The organism is Sphingobacterium lactis (assembly GCF_011046555.1).
In the GTDB taxonomy this organism is placed as follows: domain Bacteria; phylum Bacteroidota; class Bacteroidia; order Sphingobacteriales; family Sphingobacteriaceae; genus Sphingobacterium; species Sphingobacterium lactis.
Genome location: NZ_CP049246.1, coordinates 1,683,900 through 1,702,945 on the forward strand (window position 1 = coordinate 1,683,900; position 19,046 = coordinate 1,702,945).

10 protein-coding genes are annotated in these 19,046 nt (G+C 44.9%); 5 read left to right on the top strand and 5 right to left on the bottom strand.

The features are described 5' to 3' along the window. Positions 1-59: 59 nt before the first annotated feature. Positions 60-5,831 (bottom strand): alpha-2-macroglobulin family protein, encoded by a 5,772-nt coding sequence (locus G6N79_RS07310; RefSeq protein ID WP_160003774.1) that lies wholly within the window; start codon positions 5,829-5,831, stop codon positions 60-62. A gap of 188 nt (positions 5,832-6,019) precedes the next feature. After that, positions 6,020-6,919 carry a LysR family transcriptional regulator gene (locus G6N79_RS07315; RefSeq protein ID WP_103907015.1) on the bottom strand — a complete coding sequence of 300 codons (900 nt, stop codon included), beginning with the start codon at positions 6,917-6,919 and terminating at the stop codon, positions 6,020-6,022. A gap of 77 nt (positions 6,920-6,996) precedes the next feature. Here G6N79_RS07315 and hutH point away from each other — a divergent pair, with 77 nt between their 5' ends. From hutH to G6N79_RS07340, 5 genes are read left to right on the top strand one after another with little or no spacing between them, the layout of a single operon-like run. Further along, positions 6,997-8,565, top strand: coding sequence for a histidine ammonia-lyase (gene hutH / locus G6N79_RS07320; RefSeq protein WP_103907016.1), 1,569 nt, complete (start codon positions 6,997-6,999; stop codon positions 8,563-8,565). A gap of 2 nt (positions 8,566-8,567) precedes the next feature. Beyond that, complete coding sequence (gene hutI / locus G6N79_RS07325) at positions 8,568-9,830, top strand: imidazolonepropionase (RefSeq protein ID WP_103907017.1); 1,263 nt, start codon at positions 8,568-8,570, stop codon at positions 9,828-9,830. Position 9,831: 1 nt separating this feature from the next. After that, positions 9,832-11,853, top strand: a complete 2,022-nt coding sequence (locus G6N79_RS07330) for a urocanate hydratase (protein ID WP_103907018.1) — start codon at positions 9,832-9,834, stop codon at positions 11,851-11,853. Positions 11,854-11,860: 7 nt separating this feature from the next. Beyond that, positions 11,861-12,832 (top strand): formimidoylglutamase, encoded by a 972-nt coding sequence (gene hutG, locus G6N79_RS07335; RefSeq protein ID WP_160003776.1) that lies wholly within the window; start codon positions 11,861-11,863, stop codon positions 12,830-12,832. A gap of 44 nt (positions 12,833-12,876) precedes the next feature. Beyond that, a complete protein-coding gene (locus G6N79_RS07340) occupies positions 12,877-13,755 on the top strand; it encodes a pirin family protein (protein WP_103907020.1) in 879 nt (292 codons plus the stop codon). Positions 13,756-13,788: 33 nt separating this feature from the next. Here the strand turns inward: G6N79_RS07340 and G6N79_RS07345 are convergent, their stop codons facing one another. From G6N79_RS07345 to G6N79_RS07355, 3 genes are all read right to left on the bottom strand, one after another. Beyond that, positions 13,789-14,625 carry a sulfurtransferase gene (locus G6N79_RS07345; protein WP_103907021.1) on the bottom strand — a complete coding sequence of 279 codons (837 nt, stop codon included), beginning with the start codon at positions 14,623-14,625 and terminating at the stop codon, positions 13,789-13,791. 196 nt (positions 14,626-14,821) lie between these two features. Then, the gene (gene rpsA, locus G6N79_RS07350; protein ID WP_103907022.1) at positions 14,822-16,756 is read right to left on the bottom strand and encodes a 30S ribosomal protein S1; all 1,935 of its coding nucleotides are present in this window, start codon (positions 16,754-16,756) and stop codon (positions 14,822-14,824) included. A gap of 104 nt (positions 16,757-16,860) precedes the next feature. Further along, positions 16,861-18,966 carry a hybrid sensor histidine kinase/response regulator gene (locus G6N79_RS07355; protein ID WP_160003778.1) on the bottom strand — a complete coding sequence of 702 codons (2,106 nt, stop codon included), beginning with the start codon at positions 18,964-18,966 and terminating at the stop codon, positions 16,861-16,863. Positions 18,967-19,046 lie beyond the last annotated feature (80 nt).

Here is a 19,046-nt window from a genome sequence, read left to right on the forward strand (position 1 = left end):
ATAAAATTGAAAAGGCCGATAAGATGACTTATCGGCCTTTTTTATTGCTTGTTGAAATTTTATTCCACGATTCGCAGCTGTATATTTCCTGACCGGGCATTGGTGGTCGGGTCGTACATGCCCTCGATCTGGGTTATCCCCGAATTGAATGCACCGATGTTATTGGCCTTCACTTCGTAGGTAAAGGTGCGCTTTCCTTTCGGAAGATAATCGAAGAAATAATTTGTGGAGGCATCCTTCAGTGTGAAGTAATATCCCTCGCGCCAATGGTAACCGGAGCTGCGGAATACCGGTTCTACGCCTGATGGACGGCTATCTTTCAGGTGGACATACTGCAGGTCCTCATCGTTGATGACCGTCAGGACAACCCTGATCTTTTCGCCTATCTTAGCCTCCTTGCTCTCCAACCATTCGCCCTTGCGTTCCACTTGGTAGACCTTGCTGACCTTCAAGCCTTTTGTCGATGCCTCCACCTGATCCAGGGGAAGGAAGAATTGATGGATCAAACCACCATAAACCGTGCGATCGTTGTTGTTCTTAATCTCAATGTGGGTATCGGTCTGCAGTTCCTGTGGTGTAAAGGTTTTGGATGTCTGTCCCAATATTACTGAATCCATCGCTACGGCTTGTCGATCGACCAAAACCTGGACATTGTTTTCCATTCGGAAGTCCTGCGGATTATTGGTCAATAGCAAGCTATAGATGGCATCTACGGTCATCCAGGTACTGCGCCAATAGTTCGCTTCCTTTTTATAGAAGATCCATTGGCTGATGGCATTGAGCTTGGTCGGATCGTACAGTTTATAGGCCTCCAGCAGATAACTGTGCAGGCTGATGTCGTTGTAGTGGTTGCTATTGGATTCCCAGTACATGCCACGGTTTTCATCGTAGATCACTTCCTGCATGATCCTGTTCTTGAGTTCATTGGCCTCCTTTCCAGCACCGAAGAGCTGGTTGACGATCCATGCCTTGGCGGCTATTCCCGCTGGACTACCAGCCGTGTGGAGTGGTGCCTTGGCTATTCGAGCCTGTAGCGTTTGCTTGGCCTTCGCCGGAACAGGAACTACGCCATGCCAGAAGTGACGTGCATAGAGGTAATCCAAAGCGATGGATGCTGATGCTTTCTCACCAAAAATGGCCGGGTCAGCGTCCAGGTTCTGGATCAGTTTTTTCATCGATCCCTGCATTTTTGAGCCAATGGAGCTTGGTTTTAACTGAAGTGCCTTTCCTGCAACTTCCAGAATGCGGATTGAGATAACTGTATTTGCACTTCCACCTTCAAACCATGGGAATGCTCCGTTATCCAGTTGGGCTTTTTGCAGCTTGTTTTCCAATTGCTGTAGTTCGCTATGGATATTGCTGTTGAACAGCTCCGCCAAAGCAGCTAATTTCTTTTCATCGGCCTGCATGTCGCGGATCCAAGGCATCTCTTGTGCACTGAGCGAAGCCAATGCGCTGTTATCCGCTAAGCGCCCTTTTGTTTCCCTTTCGGTAATCGCTTTAAAATAATTCGCGATTGCTGGATATTCGGAACCGATGTATTCCACCATCTTCAATGCAAACCATCGGCTGGTTTGTTGCTCGGTGCAATCATACGGGTAATTATTAAGGTAGTCCAATGCGGAAATAATTTCCAATATCGGATTGCTCTGTACCTGCACCTTTGCCGTGAGGTTTTCCTTGCCGGCAGATTCAAGGATTAGCTCTTGCTGCTGCTGCGGCTTGAGGGTGAGTTTTTGGGTTTCGGATATAAGGATTGAATTGTTCAAAACGGCCAATTCCTGCACTTCACCATCAGAATAGCTATCTGAAGCGGCAACTATTTTTACCTGTACCGTTGGATAGCCAGCCGGTACCTTGATCTTCCAGGATACCGTTTGATTAGCACCCTGTTTCACGTCAAAGGATACGGATTCAGAATCGATAACAAAGTCTTTGGTTACCTCTGCATGATCAACGAGATTGATGAACGCTATCTTAGCCTGACCTTTTTGTTGTCCATCGCTAAGGTTTTGGACCTGCGCCTTTAAAATCATTTCATCATTTTCGCGGAAATAACGCGGCAGGTTCGGTTGGACCATCAGTTGCTTCTGGGTCTGGGCATAGTGCATGGCCTCGCCAACTTCCAATTTTTTGCCGTGGGCAAATAATTGCAGTTTCCATTTGGTCAGTGCTTCCGGTGTCGTAAAATCGAAACTGATAAGACCGTCCTTATCGGTGGTAAGATTGGGGTAAAAGAATGCGGTTTCCTTCAGATTTGTTCTCGGTACGACCTGATCAATTGCGCCGGATCCATCTTTTATGGCCTCCTTTTCCTGCCGAAGAGGAGCGTCATGCAAGTCATCATATGCAGTAGGTTCGAAAGATGCAACCGATAGGCCGGCTACTTTTCCAGCCATGCCTATTACTGCAACTTCATTTAACACAGCATCGGATTCTATAGCGCTCGCGCTGTAGTCTACCCTAGAGAAACCGTGAATGATCGTCCTATTATAGTTTTCCCAATCCAAATTTCTCCATAAGCCATAGTTCATGAACATGGGAATGCGTGAACCTAACGGTGTCACCATCTGTATTGGATTAATGACCGCAATGGATTGTGGGTAATTGCTCCAGTAGAATAGGTCGACCAGCTCTCTTTTCGATTGATAATTATGCGGAAAGTCGGTCTCAAAGTAACCACGGATATAATTTACCTGGAATTCGTCCAATGATGCATCATACATCGTAGCTAATACTTCAGCAGGAATGACTTTTCCGTCCTGGCGAATCTCAAAACTCCAGGTTTCCTGCGTTCCAGGAAGAATCTTGTCTCGAAAGGTTTTGGTCCTGATTTGCAATTTTTTCGATGCATCTGCAGCTGGAATCTGGAGGTCTATGTTTTCAGCCAAATTATTGACGATCAACAAGGCGGATACGTTGAAATCCAGAGCGATATGTTCCCTGGTTACAGGAAAGGAATACTCGGACTTACCGTTCTGGAAGGGTAAAATCTGAATTTCTTCCTCAGAAAAACTATTTGAGGTGTATAGATACAGGTATTTCGCCTCTTTGACATCCGAATAAAAGGTGATTTTTGCTCGATCGCCCTCTTTATACTGTGTTTTATCAAAGTTAGCCACCAAGAAGTCCTTATCTGTGATTTTATGGGTTTCCGCGGCATACAGTTCCACGGTTCTTGTGGAGGTGACAGTATCCTTGCCCTGCATGCTGATCGCTTCCACAAGGTATGCGCCTCGATCGAAGAGTTCGGCATCCAACTTGACCAGGGATGTGTCGTTGGTATCAAAGGTGTAGCTTTTTACCAATGTCTTCTTGGGATCCTTTAACCTGGTATCGTCATAGATCAAAGGAAAATATTCCTTATAGGCTTTCTTATCCAAAATATGGAAATTAGCATCCTTAAATTGAAAGGTCTGCGGGGGCAAGGCCACTTCAGGTTCCTGGAATTTATAGATATTGACTTTCCCGGCAAATTTTAGGGGTTGGCCATTCTGGTTTTTGGTATCGATATGGAGTGTTGCCCATTTCTTTTCCTCCGCTCTATCCTCGGTCAAAATATTGATGCGCCATGGTTTTTCGTCAAACTGATAAAAGGCAACAGCTTGTTGCATCTCTCCAGTTTGATTGACCACCTCTGCAGTTACCTGGATCGAGAACGACTTCAGCTTGGTCAGTGCTGTGTCGGTTAGGGGGATACGAATGTTGAATCTTCCATCCTCTGCAACGGTGACCGTACTGTCCTGCAATTGAAATTGCCTATATATGGATCCGTAGCTCGTGATATTTACCTTGTAGTTCACGGTTGCTCCCGAGAGATTGACGCCTGAAAAAGTTTCGACCTTTCCCGAAAATACTGCCGTATCGGTTCGGGTATATGTTTCCTCGTTGGTATCAAAAAGGACTTTAAAAGTCGGTCTTTTGTATTCCTCTACACGGAAGAAGTGTGCATTGATCTGCTCCTTGCCCCGGTAGATTTCAATTCGCATGCCGCCGTTCAAGGTCAATTTTGGAATGTGCAGTTCGCCATGGATGGAACCGAAGCTGTTACTGGTTAGGGTAAGGGAATCAACATGCTGTCCATTTCCATCGACGAGTTTAGCCGTGATCTTCTGTCCTTCCAATACCTTTCCCGATAGAAAATCGCTAGTGTAAATGATCGATTTAAAATAGACGGTCTGACCAGGTCTATAGATTGCACGGTCTGAAATTGTCCTAGCCCGGATATTTTCCTTGTCGTCTACATAATCCTGGAAATAGTTGTAACGGGCGGATTGCCTGTTCAATGGAACCAATTGTTTTTCGTCTTCGAGGTATAGTAAGAAATCACCGTTCGCGAAAGCGTCATCGCTTTCTTTTGGCTTAAAAATGAGCAGACCTTGCTTATTGGTCGTTGCTGTTTTTGACACCTGAATGGTTGAATCGGTGGTGTTGTGGAAGATTTGAATTTTCCGTTGGGCATAAGGCTGCCCATCGTTTCTGTTGATCAGCTGAACCAAAAGCGATTCATTGTCTTCTTTATCGGTCCGATTTTCTAGATAGCTGAATTGGTCGGTGATGATTATCGGATTTTTTGCCACGGTATGGAAAAGCCCATCATGGATAAAATCTTTATTATTGGAAACCAATACCATATAATTTCCAGCTTTTAGCGGATTTAGCTTATAAATGGTCTTATGTTCTTTGAAATCCTCCTCCCGGTCCAAATCGACCCGTTCCTCGTATGTAAGGGCAGCTGTTGTTGTTACCTTGCGGCTTGCGCTATCCTGTTCAAAGGTGAATTTCTGAAAGTTTTCGGGTGTATTGGTGATATTGTAGACACGGATGTACAAGTCTTTTGTATTCCTGAAATTGATAAAGAAGGGTACATATGTTTGCGTTGGTTGTTCATATTTGAACTCGACCCCCAAGGATGGCATCTTGATGATATTTTCTAAAAACTCTATATCTTTCAGCCATGGTGAATTTGCATAATCTTGTTTTGCTTGCTCCAGCATCGCTAGGGCTTCAACATATTTTTCCCTTGCGGCCAATAGCTCGGCAACCTTGCTAAGAAGAAAAGCATTAAAGTCACTTTTGTATGTTTCGACCTGTTGCAGCAGAGCCTTTTGTAGGTTATTTGATGGCTTCAACATTAGTTTTCGGTAAGCCAGATAAGCTTCAGCATTGGCATAACCTGCTGATCGATTCAGTGTACTGATCTCATCAGCGAGCTGCTGAATCTTGGGCTCCGACTTTTTCCCCATATTCGGCAAGAAGTTGATGTATTGGAGACCGATCTGATGGAAAAGGGTTGGTGTCAAAGATTGATTCGTACTATCAGTAAGTAGATACTGCCAATTGGTAAGCCCCTCTTTCTTCAGCAGCTGTTTATTTTCCAATGCCTGTTGAAAAATGGAATCGATGATTTTGTTCTTTGTAGAATCATTACCTGCAACAAACGGATGATCACTCTGACTTCTGAATCGTCTTTCACTGTTCAGAAACTCGGCATAAAAGAATTGAAGCAGGCTCTTTACTACAGGTTTGGCGGTGCTGATTTCCTGTTGAAAATGCTGATCTATTTTTAGGAAAAATTGATCTTCCGTAACGTTAACCAGAAGCAACCTATTCTCTGCCAGAAAGGCCCGCAATACCATGGGGTCATTGCCAGTGCGCTTGGCATAGGCTTTTATGTCGCTTAGGATGGGTTTGGCCTCTTCGTAATTATGGATCGAGATTAACCTTTCCACTTCCTTCCATTTTTCCTGAATGGAGGGGTCGCCAGCATTTCCCTGGCCAAAAGAAAGAATAGGTAGTAGCATGCAGATCAAAATAAATAGCTGTTTCATAACCTTGTGAATCATCAAAATTGAAATTTTCCCAAGTGATGCAATAATCGTTTGGTTTCCATAAAGCTAAGGAAAAAAACGCCTATTTTTTTTAAGGATACTTGATGGAGAGCTAATTAATTTTCATTTTTTTTAATGCTTTTAAGCGAGTTGATACAACAGAATTGATTCCTAAATGATATTTAGCATTATGTTTTAATATTCTTGAATTGATTGACAATTTCCAGCATTAGCGGAATTCCAGGGTTTCGATTTTGTTTATTCCAGACCAAGGATAATGTAGTTCGTTGGGGTAGGTGCTGCAATTCCAAAAAATCCACATGGGTGTGGTATCCTTTTTTCAGGGAGGATGGCACAATAGCTACGCCCAGACCCTGGCTGACCAAGTTGAAAATACTGAGAGCATTCACGGTTTTCAGCGTTACATGTGGAACGAAATCATGGTCTTCAAAAATACTCATCACCAATTCGTAATAAGAGTTGCTGTATTCCTTGGAGAATAGAATGAACGACTCCTGCTTAAAATCCTGCAAATTAACTTTCCCTTTTGTCGGAAATCGATTCTTGGGTACCACCAAGGAGAAATGTTCGGTGAGTATGGGTAACGACTCCATACCTATCGGCGTTTCCTTTATCCGCACAAATCCAAAATCTAGTTCCTTTTTGCTCAGCATTTCCAATTGGACTTCATTGGTGAGTTCATTGAGCGTAATGTCGATCAATGGCTGCTGTTTTTTCAATTCCACCAACAATTGAGGCAAAATGGCCTGAACTGCGGATCCGATAAACCCTAATTTTAAGGAGGTAATCTTCCCCTCTGTTATTTTCTCGATATGTTCCTTGACCGTTCCCAATTGATTGAACAACAGATCCACTTCCTTTTGGAGATAGCTGCCAGCCTCCGTCAGGGCGACATTCCGCTTATCCCGAATAAAAAGAGGGGTACCATAATAGTCTTCCAATTGCTTGATCTGTCGGGACAATCCCGGTTGGGCAATAAAAAGGCGCTCAGCTGCTCTTCGGAAGTGTAGTTCCTCTGCAACAACCTTAAAGTAATGTAAATGTCTTAGTTCTATTTGATAACTCATAGGTATCAATTTATATAAAAAATGGTATTACCAATTATCAAATATAGCAGGTAAATTTGGATATAGACAGGTTAATTATGAATACATTTAAATACGGAGAAGATTATTTAAGCAGTTCCATTGCTGTGGCAATTGCCAAAGGTGCGCAGCACGGGGTATTATCATCGGATACGATCGACAAGATCAACCAGAGTGCGCAGTATGTGCAGGATATCGTGGATTCGGGCAAAGTGGTTTACGGGATCAATACGGGTTTTGGCCCTTTATGTACTACTTTGATCAGTCCGCAGGACACTAAGAAATTGCAGGAGAATATCTTGAAGAGCCATGCCGTTGGCGTAGGAGAACCCATCGATAAGGAATTGAGCAAATTGATGCTCATCCTTAAAGTGCACGCATTGGCGAAGGGTTTTTCGGGTGTGCAATTAAGCACTGTAGAACGCATCATTTGGCATATTCAGGAAGATGTGATTCCAGTTGTACCTAAGCAAGGTTCTGTGGGTGCATCTGGTGACTTGGCTCCACTATCGCATCTGTTCCTTCCCTTGATCGGTCTTGGTAAGGTGTGGAAAGATGGGCAAGTCGTGTCCACCTCATCCGTTTTGCAAGAGAAGGGCTTGGAGCCTATCCACCTCGGTGCAAAAGAGGGGCTGGCGCTGATCAATGGAACGCAGTTCATGGCGGCTCATGGTGTAAAAGCAGTCGTGGAAATGAACCGATTAATGAACAATGCAGACCTGATCGCAACCTTGATGATCGAAGGGTTGAACGGTTCCATTAAACCGTTCTATGCGGAATTGCACCAATTGCGTCCATACCAAGGAAACAGTTTCGTGGCTTCCACCATCCATAACCTCTTAAAGGGTTCGGCAATTTTGGAATCTCATAAGAATTGTTCACGCGTACAAGATCCATATTCGCTACGGTGCATTCCACAGGTGCATGGCGCTTCCCGCAATGCCTGGTTGCATTTTCGGGATACCATCGAGCTAGAAATAAACTCGGTAACCGATAATCCAATCATTATCAATAATGAGCTTACCATCAGCGGCGGTTCTTTCCACGGTCAACCGATTGCCCTGCCTTTGGATTATGCAACATTGGCGGTGTCGGAACTGGGGAATATTTCAGACCGAAGAGTATACCTATCCCTGGAAGGTGAAACCAATGGGGTGCCGAAATTGTTAATGAAGACAACAGGATTAAATTCTGGATTTATGATCTTGCAGTACAGTACTGCGGCCATTGCCAGTGAAAATAAAGGGTTATGTTTCCCGGCCAGTGCAGATAGCATTCCGACCTCTCTAGGGCAGGAAGACCATGTCAGCATGGGTTCCATCTCGGGCAGAAAGTTACTCCAGGTGTTGGATAACGTAGATAAGATCTTAAGCATTGAGATGCTTTGTGCTGCCCAAGCGAAAGATTTCCACAACCCCTTGGCGTCGACTGCCGTGATCGAGGCGATACACCAACATATCCGGAAGACCATCCCGCACATCGAGGAAGATCAACCGATGCAGGAAATCCTGGACAACGCCTTAGCGATCATCAAATCTGGCGAATTGATCGAAGTCGCTAAACAAGCTGCTGCGGAACATCAAGTTGCCTATTTCGGAAAAGGTGAGGATTACTTTGAAAACTTTTAAGCATGAATGTACAGGAAAAATTAATTGGTCCGTTCAAGCAGTTGCTCACCATGCAGCATCTGCCTGTCAAGGGGGCTTTACAGGATAAGGATTTAGAGATCATTGCCGATGCAGGTATACATATCAAGGATGGCAAAGTGCAGACTGTAGGCAATTTTAAAGGCTTACAGGAGGCTTTAGGTGATTCAGTGGAACTGATAGAGCTGACGGGCGAATATGTGGCCCTACCGGGGTATATCGACTGCCATACACATATTGCCTTCGGCGGGAACCGTGCCAATGATTTTGCCATGCGCAATGCAGGAAGTTCCTACCTGGAAATTGCTGAAGCAGGTGGCGGAATTTGGAGTACAGTGAAGCATACCCGGGAATGTACGGAAGAAGAGCTGAAAAAGCTGACGCTGCAACGCGCTGATGACCTTTTTAAGCAGGGAGTAACGACTATTGAAGTGAAAAGTGGGTATGGACTGCGTGTAGACGAAGAATTGAAAACCCTTCGTGCGATTAAACAGGCCAATCTTTCCAGCTTTGCAGATTTGGTGCCAACCTGTTTAGCCGCACATATGCTACCCAAAGATTTTGAAGGCACAGCAGCAGAATACTTAACATTGATGGCGAATGAACTTTTTCCCGTATTGCAAGGCGAAGAGCTGACCAATCGGGTGGATGCCTTTGTGGAAAAGAGTGCCTTTTCAGCTGAGGAAATCGTACCGTATTATCAGCGCGCTAAGGAAATGGGTTTTGATATCACTGTCCATGCCGATCAGTTCAGCACATCGGGTTCCCACCTGGCTGTCGAACTTGGCGCGGTCTCCGCTGATCACCTGGAGGCATCAACAGCCAATGAGATTGACCTATTGGCCGATTCGGATGTGGTTGCCGTCGCGCTTCCAGCCGCGTCGCTTGGTATTGGATGCGCCTTTACACCGGCGAGAAAACTATTGGATGCAGGAGCCAGCTTGGCCATAGCTACCGATTGGAACCCAGGTTCCGCACCAATGGGCAAATTGATCGAGAGTGCTAGTATTCTGGCGACCATGGAAAAGTTGAGCAATGCCGAGATTCTTGCGGCGATTACCTTCAGGGCAGCAAAGGCCCTCAACCTTTCAGACCGCGGTCGACTCGTAGAAGGTCAATTGGCTGATTTTAATATTTACAGTACCGATAACTACCAAAACATTACCTATCAACAGGGGCGATTGCAACCTGTGGCCGTTTGGAAAAATGGCATGGAGGTCTATGTGCATACCGAAAAAATGAACTAACATGACTTTAGAAAATTTTCAGGCGGCAATCAAACAGGGGATTCCTTCTGAACTCCCAGCCGCAGTGGAACTCGATCATACCGTCAGCCATGCGCCAAAGCGCAAAGCTATCCTGACCAAGGAGGAAGAGAAGTTGGCCATCAGAAATGCGTTGCGCTATTTCCCACAGGAATGGCATGCTGAACTGGCAAAGGAATTTCTAAACGAATTACGCACCTATGGTCGGATTTATATGTACCGCTTTCGCCCAAGCTATGCCATGCATGCGCGTCCGATATCGGATTATCCGGCAAAGAGTCAGCAAGCGGCAGCGATTATGTTGATGATCCAGAACAACCTGGATCCAGCGGTTGCCCAACATCCACATGAGTTGATCACGTATGGCGGAAACGGTGGGGTTTTTCAGAACTGGGCGCAATACCTGGTTACCATGAAATACCTTTCGGAAATGGATAACCAGCAGACGCTGCACATGTATTCAGGCCATCCTATGGGGTTGTTTCCATCTTCGGAACAGGCACCGCGGGTGGTGGTAACCAATGGCATGATGATTCCTAACTATTCAAAACCGGATGATTGGGAACGGTTCAACGCATTGGGCGTAACTCAATATGGACAGATGACCGCAGGATCCTATATGTATATTGGTCCGCAGGGTATTGTCCATGGTACGACGATAACTGTAATGAACGCTTTCCGGAAACAATTGCCGAAAGGGGAAGAAGTTGCAGGAAAGATATTTGTCACTTCCGGTTTGGGCGGCATGAGCGGTGCGCAGCCAAAGGCCGGCAATATCGCCGGTTGCATTACGGTCTGCGCAGAGGTGAACCCTGCTGCAGCGCGGAAACGCCACGAACAGGGTTGGGTAGATGTGCTGGTGGAAGATATGGAAGCCCTGATTGCAACGGTTAAGCAGGCCGTTGAGGATAAACGTGTGGTCTCCATTGCCTATATTGGTAATATCGTTGATGTTTGGGAGGCGTTTGACCGTGAAGATATCCGGATTACCGTTGGTTCTGATCAGACATCGCTGCACAATCCTTGGTCCGGCGGCTACTATCCGGTGGATTTGACATTTGAAGAATCGAATGCACTGATTGCGAATGATCCGGAGCAATTTAAAAAAGAAGTACAGCGCACCTTAATTCGCCACGCTGCTGCCATCAATAACCACGTTGCCAAAGGCACATATTTCTTTGATTACGGCAATGCCTTCCTCTTGGAAGCGAGTCGTGCCGGCGCAGATATCATGGCAGAAGATGGGATCAATTTCAAGTATCCTTCGTATGTCCAGGATATTTTGGGGCCGATGTGTTTCGATTATGGCTTTGGCCCATTCCGTTGGGTATGTACATCCGGAAAACCGGAGGACCTCCGGTTAACGGATCAGCTTGCGCTCGAAGTCATGCAAGAGCTTCAGCAAGCGGCATCTGAGGAAATCTATCAGCAGATGGAAGATAACATCCGCTGGATCCAGGAAGCCGAGAAGAATAGGTTGGTGGTCGGGTCACAGGCACGTATTCTATATGCGGACGCGTTGGGACGCATGCGGATTGCCAAAGCGTTCAATGATGCCGTACAGGATGGCCGATTATCGGCTCCAGTCGTATTGGGTAGGGATCACCATGATGTCAGTGGTACGGACTCGCCATACCGCGAGACCAGCAATATCTACGATGGTAGCAAGTTTACGGCTGATATGGCCATTCACAATGTCATTGGCGATAGCTTCCGTGGAGCGACCTGGGTTTCCATCCACAACGGTGGCGGTGTTGGTTGGGGCGAGGTGATCAACGGTGGTTTTGGCATGGTGCTGGATGGTTCAGCTGCCAGTGAAGCGAAACTGAAACAGATGCTCTTCTTCGATGTGAATAACGGTATTGCACGACGTGCTTGGGCACGAAATAAAGAAGCCATGTCGGCCATTGAGACGGAATTGAATAGGACCCCAGAATTGCAGGTCACCAAGGCTGCGGTGGTTGCCGATGAACTTATCGACGGACTTTTTAATGCATCGAAATAATTTACATATGCACGATAAACAATATCAACCCGGAGATCGGGCTGCATGGACGGGCAGGGTCGATGGTGCGGATGCCAACTTCAGAAGGTGGCATCAGCGGATCGAAATGCTCAATCTGGATACACAGAAAATCGAATTCGATACCAGTTTTGTCCTTTTGGGATTCTGCTGTGACGAAGGGGTCCGTCGGAACCTGGGTCGGGTGGGGGCGAAGGATGGTCCTGCGACCGTGCGTAAGGTATTGGCAAATTTACCGGACCATATTCCTTCTTCTCAGGTTCTCATGGATGCCGGAGACGTTGTTTGCATCGGCGAGGATATGGAATCCGCCCAGCAGGAATTGGCCAAGCGGGTCGGACAGGTACTGGAGCAGGGAGGATTTACCATTGTGATCGGTGGTGGACATGAAATCACCTATGGCCATTACCAAGGAGTGAAGCAGGCAAAAGCAGGGAAGAAGATCGGAATCATCAATCTGGATGCACATTTCGACGCACGTCAAACTCAGGGTGGCCGCGGTAATTCCGGAACAGGATTCTACCAGATCCTGGAGGAAGCGAAAGCTGAAGGCATTGAAGTAGGCTACCTCGCCCTGGGCATACAGGAAATCAGCAATACATTGGGTTTATTCAGGTATGCCGATCAGAACGGAGTCCGGTATATCCTACGCAATGAACTTACCCCTTGGAACTTGGAAAAGATATTGGAACAGATTGAGGATTTTGCTAATGGGGTAGACGCCATTTATGTGACCGTCGATATGGATTTCTTCGCTGCACCGTATGCGCCAGGAGTCAGTTCTCCGGCGTTCAATGGGGTGGTTCCAGATAGCATGTATTATGCATTATTCAATTTTATTACCACCTTGCCGAAGGTGTGCACCATTGATTTTGCAGAGATCAATCCCCAATATGATATTGACAGTAGAACGACAAAATTAGCTGCGGAAATGATTTTTCGGCTAGTCAATAACGGCTAATATTCCTTAACTTTAAGGATAAATTATACAAATTAAGGAGTTTTATGTCGAATATCGATTTCATTAAAGAAGAAACCGCCGCAGATATCGGGAACTTTTTGGTGGGAAGGTTATTGCCTTTCCGTCAGAAAAGATCCATTGGCCCATTTGTGTTTATTGACCATATGGGACCAGCATGCCTCGCTGACCATGAGAATCTGGATGTCGGACCACATCCGCATATCGGCTTATCGACCCTGACCTATCTTTTCGATGGTGCTATTTTCCATCGAGATAGCCTGGGTACGGCTATGGAGATCAAACCGGGTGCCGTCAACTGGATGACTGCCGGAAAGGGCGTTGTCCATTCGGAACGAACACCGGAGTATTTGAGGCAACAGGATAAATATCTTCATGGCTTGCAGATTTGGGTGGCGCTGCCTAAGGAACTTGAGTTTATGGAACCTGAATTCCATCATATCGAAGCCAACGATATCCCAGCGTGGGAAGACGATGGCATCTCCTATAAGCTTATCGCAGGAGACGCATTTGACAAGAAATCTCCGGTTCCGGTTTACAGCAAGTTGTACATGATCGAGGTAAAAGCCTCAAAAGATGCATTGATTGATATCAAGGGTGAATTGTACGGCGAGAGCGGATTGTATATCCTGGAAGGCGAAATCTCCAGCAATGGCTTTACCTATGGACCTAAACAGATCTTGATTACATTGGATGCCCATCTGTGTACCTTTGAGATGAAGGCAGGGACTACCGTTTATATCTTCGGTGGAGAACCTTTCCCAGAAGAGCGGTTTATCTCGTGGAATTTTGTTGCCAGCAGCAAGGAGACCATTGATGAAGCTAAACAGAAATGGATCGACCATGAATTTCCGAAGGTACCTGGCGATGATGGCTATGTGCCTTTGCCAAGTCCACGAAAATAATATTGTTCAGGGTGTCCATGAGGACACCCTTTTTTAATCCTTTTGTATAGGAAGCGATGGATCGGCACCCCATTCGCTCCAGGAGCCATCATATAGGCTGATCTGGTCCAGACCTACCTCATGTGCCGCTAGTGCAATGATGGCGGCAGAAATGCCCGATCCGCACGTGAAGATTAATCTTTTACTGTTATCCGCTTTCCCTTCAAATACACCACGTAGTTCTTCCTCATCCTTGAGGTATTGTTCGTCCAGCACTTGGTCAAAGGGAATGTTCTTTGCACCAGGCATATGTCCGGAACGGAGTCCTTCCCGCGGTTCGGCTGCTGTGCCATGGAAACGTGCCGGGGAGCGAGCATCGAGCACCTGCACGTGGTCATTATCTAAGTTCTGTAGTAATTCTTCTTTACTGGTCAACCACTCTGCTTGCGGTTTGGCGATGAAGACTCCGTTTGTTTCAGCTTCACCATGTTCATGGACGATGGGCAAGCCAGCCGCTTTCCATGCTGGCGATCCGCCATTCAATACATACACTTTATCAAAGCCCATATACCGGAACATCCACCAAGCTCGTGGACTTGAGTACACCCCCCACCGATCATAAACAATAACGGTTGAATCGTTGTCTATGCCTAGTTTTTGGGCCTCCCTGCTGAACGTGTCTGCATCCACCATGGTATGCGGCAATCCGGAGCTATGGTCTGAAAATACACCTTCAATATCAAAGAATAGGGAATTCGGCAGGAGATCTACCTGCTGGGGGTCCAGCTTTTGATTGACCTTGTCAATACTGGCATCCAGGACAACACACTTTTCCTCATTGATAAGCCGAAGGGCATGGTCGGTTGATATTAGGGCGGATTGATTCATCATAAAACGGCTTTGTTTCGCTGAATGAAGTTAAGGATAATTTTTTGGAAAGGGGAAAGCTAGATGGAGGGAAGAGCAAAAATTGGGTAGGCTTGATGTTGGCCTTGCATCCTACCGTTACAAAGAAGGGAGGATGTACGGCACAAAAAAAGCCCCGGTTCATGAACCGGGGCTTCGAAGTATGTAGAGCAATCTAAACTTATTTAGATTTTTTCTCGTTGTCTTCCATTTGCTCTTTCAATTGAGCTAGAACGTCAAGATCACCTAAAGTAGATTTTTCAACTGAATCTTTAACTTTCTTCACTGCAGATGAAGCTGCTTTAGCTTCTTTCTTGCGGTTGTTGAAGTCTTCGATACGCGCTTCTGCTTTTTGGTCTTCCCAAATACGAGAGTGAGAGATCACTAGACGTTTGTTTTCTTTGTTGAATTCAATGATTTTGAACTCAGCAACTTCGTCAACTTTCAATGCTGAACCGTCTTCTTTTACAGAGTGTTTGTTCGGGCAGAAGCCTTCAACACCGTACTGTAGCGCAACGATATCACCTTTGTCACCAACTTTGATTACTGTACCTTCGTGAACAGAACCTTCAGTGAAGATTGTTTCGAAAGTATCCCAAGGGTTTTCTTCTAATTGTTTGTGACCTAGAGAAAGTTTACGGTTTTCTTCGTCAAGTTCAAGAACCACAACATCTAAACGCTCACCAACTTTAGTGAATTCGTTAGGGTGGTTAACTTTCTTAGACCAAGAAAGGTCAGAGATGTGGATCAAACCATCGATTCCGTCTTCTAATTCAACGAATACACCGAAGTTAGTCATGTTTTTAACAACTGCTGATTGTTTAGAACCTACTGGGTAACGCTCAGTGATGTTTTGCCATGGATCTTGAGTCAATTGTTTGATACCTAAGCTCATCTTGCGCTCTTCACGGTCAAGTGTTAAGATTTCAGCTTCGATTTCGTCGCCTACTTTCAAGAACTCTTGTGGAGAACGTAAGTTTTGAGACCAAGACATTTCTGATACGTGGATCAAACCTTCAACACCAGGGATGATTTCTAAGAACGCACCGTAGTCAGCTACAGTAACGATTTTACCTTTTACTTTAGAACCTACTTCTAGGTTTTTGTCTAAAGATTCCCAAGGGTGCTCAGAAAGTTGTTTCAAACCTAGTGCGATACGTTTTTTCTCGTCATCAAAGTCAAGAACTACAACGTTGATTGTTTGGTCTAATGCCAATACCTCTTTTGGATGCTCGATACGGCCCCAAGAGATGTCTGTAATGTGAAGTAATCCGTCAACACCACCCAAGTCGATGAACACACCGAAGTCAGTGATATTTTTAACAGTACCTTCCAATACTTGACCTTTTTCCAATTTCGCAACGATTTCTGATTTTTGGTTTTCTAAATCGTCCTCGATCAATACTTTGTGAGAAACTACTACGTTTTTGAACTCGTGGTTGATCTTAACAACCTTGAATTCCATAGTTTTTCCTACGTAGATATCGTAGTCACGGATTGGCTTAATATCAATTTGAGATCCTGGTAAGAAAGCCTCAACACCTTTGATGTCTACGATTAAACCACCTTTAGTACGTGATTTAACGAAACCATCGATAACTTTGTCATTTTCTAAAGCTTCGTTGATCTCTTCCCAAGATTTTTGAGTTTTCGCACGTTTGCGAGATAATACCAACTGACCGTTTGCATCCTCTTGTGATTCAACAAATACATCAACAGTATCACCTACTTTTAAGTCAGGTAAGTCACGGAACTCAGATAATGCTACCAGACCGTCTGATTTGAAACCGATGTTTAAAACAACATCTTTGTTATTGATCGATACAACTGTACCTTCAATAATCTCGCCTTGATTGATTTGGTTGAATGTGCCTGCGTATTGCTCTTCTAATTGCGTACGCTCTGCATCACTGTAGTTCCCAAATGCTTTTTCATCAAGATCCCAGTCGAAGTCTCCAGATGGAGTACTCCATGTGTTTGATTTAATCTCATCGATTAAATTTGAATCTGCTTCAGACTCAATCTGTTCAGTGTCCTTCACAACTTTTGTGTCAGCACCTTGTAGCTCTGCGTTTTTCGCCGCTAACTCTTTTTCTGCTTCTTGTTTTTTTGCCATTAATTAATAATCTCCTTTTCCCTACTGTGTAGGGATTGCAAAGATACTAAAAACTTTTATTTACAAGAGTTTAGATGAAAAAAAGAAAAAAAAGTTTTGAACAATTAGGGTTTTTCGGACATCGCCTCACCATCCTCAAAGATCGGGTAAATGGTTTTCAAGATCGTTTCTGTCAACTTCCGCTCGTTGAACGGCTTGATCAAAATACCATCAAAACTAACCTTTCTGACCTTTTCTAGTTTTTTAACTTGCTCATTATCAGAGGATGTGGCTATTATTTTAATATTATCCCACGCGCGGTTCGCACGAACGTTCGCCAATAACTCGTCACCCGTCATTACCGGCATGTTAATATCCGTAACAATCACATCGATAGGGACATTGCGGAGCACCTCCAGGGCCTCTTTTCCGTTGATCGCTGTGTTCACATGGTTGTGTAACGAGAAAAATTGCTTCAAATAGAGTAAGTTCAAGGCATTATCATCGACAATTAGCCAATTCAAGTCCTTCGGAAGGTCGTTCACTTTCTGCACATTCAGGGTTGTCTTCCTTCGCTGTTTTGGCTTAGGAATAGGAACCTCTACCTTAAAAATGGTTCCCAATCCCGCATTGGTCTTAAAGTTGATCTTCCCGTTCAACATGTTCACGATGTTCTTGGTGATGTAAAGTCCCAAGCCTACGCCACCTTCAATCTTATTGTTGCTGTTGACGGTATAGTATTTCTTGAAGATATTCTTCTTCAGCGCATCTGGAATTCCTTGCCCTTGATCCGACACGGTAATGATCAAGTTGCTTTGGCTATCGACATCCATGCTCGCCTTCACGGTGCCATGGGTGGAATATTTGATCGCATTGCTCACCAAATTACTGATGACCTGTTTCAGCTTGACTTCATCCGAAAAGATTATGGTCGGCTTATCCCTGTCATTTTCAAATTCCAGTTTAATATTCTTCAGGTCCGCTTGGTTTTTATGCGCCTCCATGACTTCGGCAAGGAGATCCATATAGTCGAAGTGACTGGACTCCAGTACATCGTGCTGATCGATCTTGCTGAGGTTAAGAATGTCATTGATCGTCTTGGAGGTCGCGGTTATATTCGAATAGGCAGATTCCAACAGCAGAATGTCCTTAGGTTGATACAAGTCCTTTCGGCTTTTCAAAAGATCCACAATACCGATCAGGGAATTGATTGGAGTCCGGATTTCATGGGTGATCTCTGCAAGGATATCGGTTTTCTGCTCAGCAAGTTTAGATGCATACACTTTCTCGTCCATCAGCTTCTGTTCATAGTAGCTCGTGAAAAATTGATAGTATACCAATATACAGATGACGATAAAGACAAAGGTCAACGAAATAATGATCTGCCACTTAAAGGTGTCAGTCTTGGCGATCAGCGTGCTGAGTTCATGATCTGTATTTTCCCGTTGGATCTGAATCCGTTGTTCATGGATTATCCGGATCAACTGGTTTGCACTGTGCAAGAGCGTGAAGTTGTCTGCCAAAAGTGCCCGTTCGTTTTTGCGCAATTTGCCAAGCGTTTGCTTCAGTTCTTCAAGCTTTTCCTGGGCCTTGATGTTGTTTTCATGAATGATCTTCTGGAGATTGTTGTTCTCCTGAATAATTTTTTCCGTGTGTTGGATACTGATATTATCTACGGTAACCGTATCATCTGTTCTTTGGAATATGCGCTTTAGCAAGGGTTTCCGCTTAACAACAATTTTCTTGGGATCCACCTCTGTCACCGTTTCTGTGGGCTGATGGATGGGAGACAACTCAAAAAGTTCGCTGTTGGAGTATTCCGTCCGGAGGATGTTGAGGTCCTTGGATGCCGTCAACATGGAGTCCAGCATACTGTTCAACTTGTCGTATTGGGGCAGCAGGTCATTTACAGATCTGCCCTTATAATCGCTGTTGGGTTTTTGCAGGGAGGAGTCTTCCTTAGCATATTTGAGGGAGTCTACAGCATCTTTGAGTTTCACTAATCGCGAACGGTAACTCGTATAGTCTTCCATGTTATAGGTGATGGAGAAAATACGGAAATGGTCCTCCGCCTCATTGAATAGCTTCAATAAGTCCGAGAAGTTATTCTGATCACTGTTAACGGAGGTATAGATATTCTGTATCCGTTGCTGTATGCTTTTGTACTGTATGTAGGAAAATATGAAAAATACAACGAAAGTAACAAACAGAACAATAATTGAGGTTAACAATATGTTCCTTACGTTTTTGTTTCGCCGACTCCTTTTTAACAGCTCTTTGTCTTCCATCCGCGTGGCTATATTATCTGTTT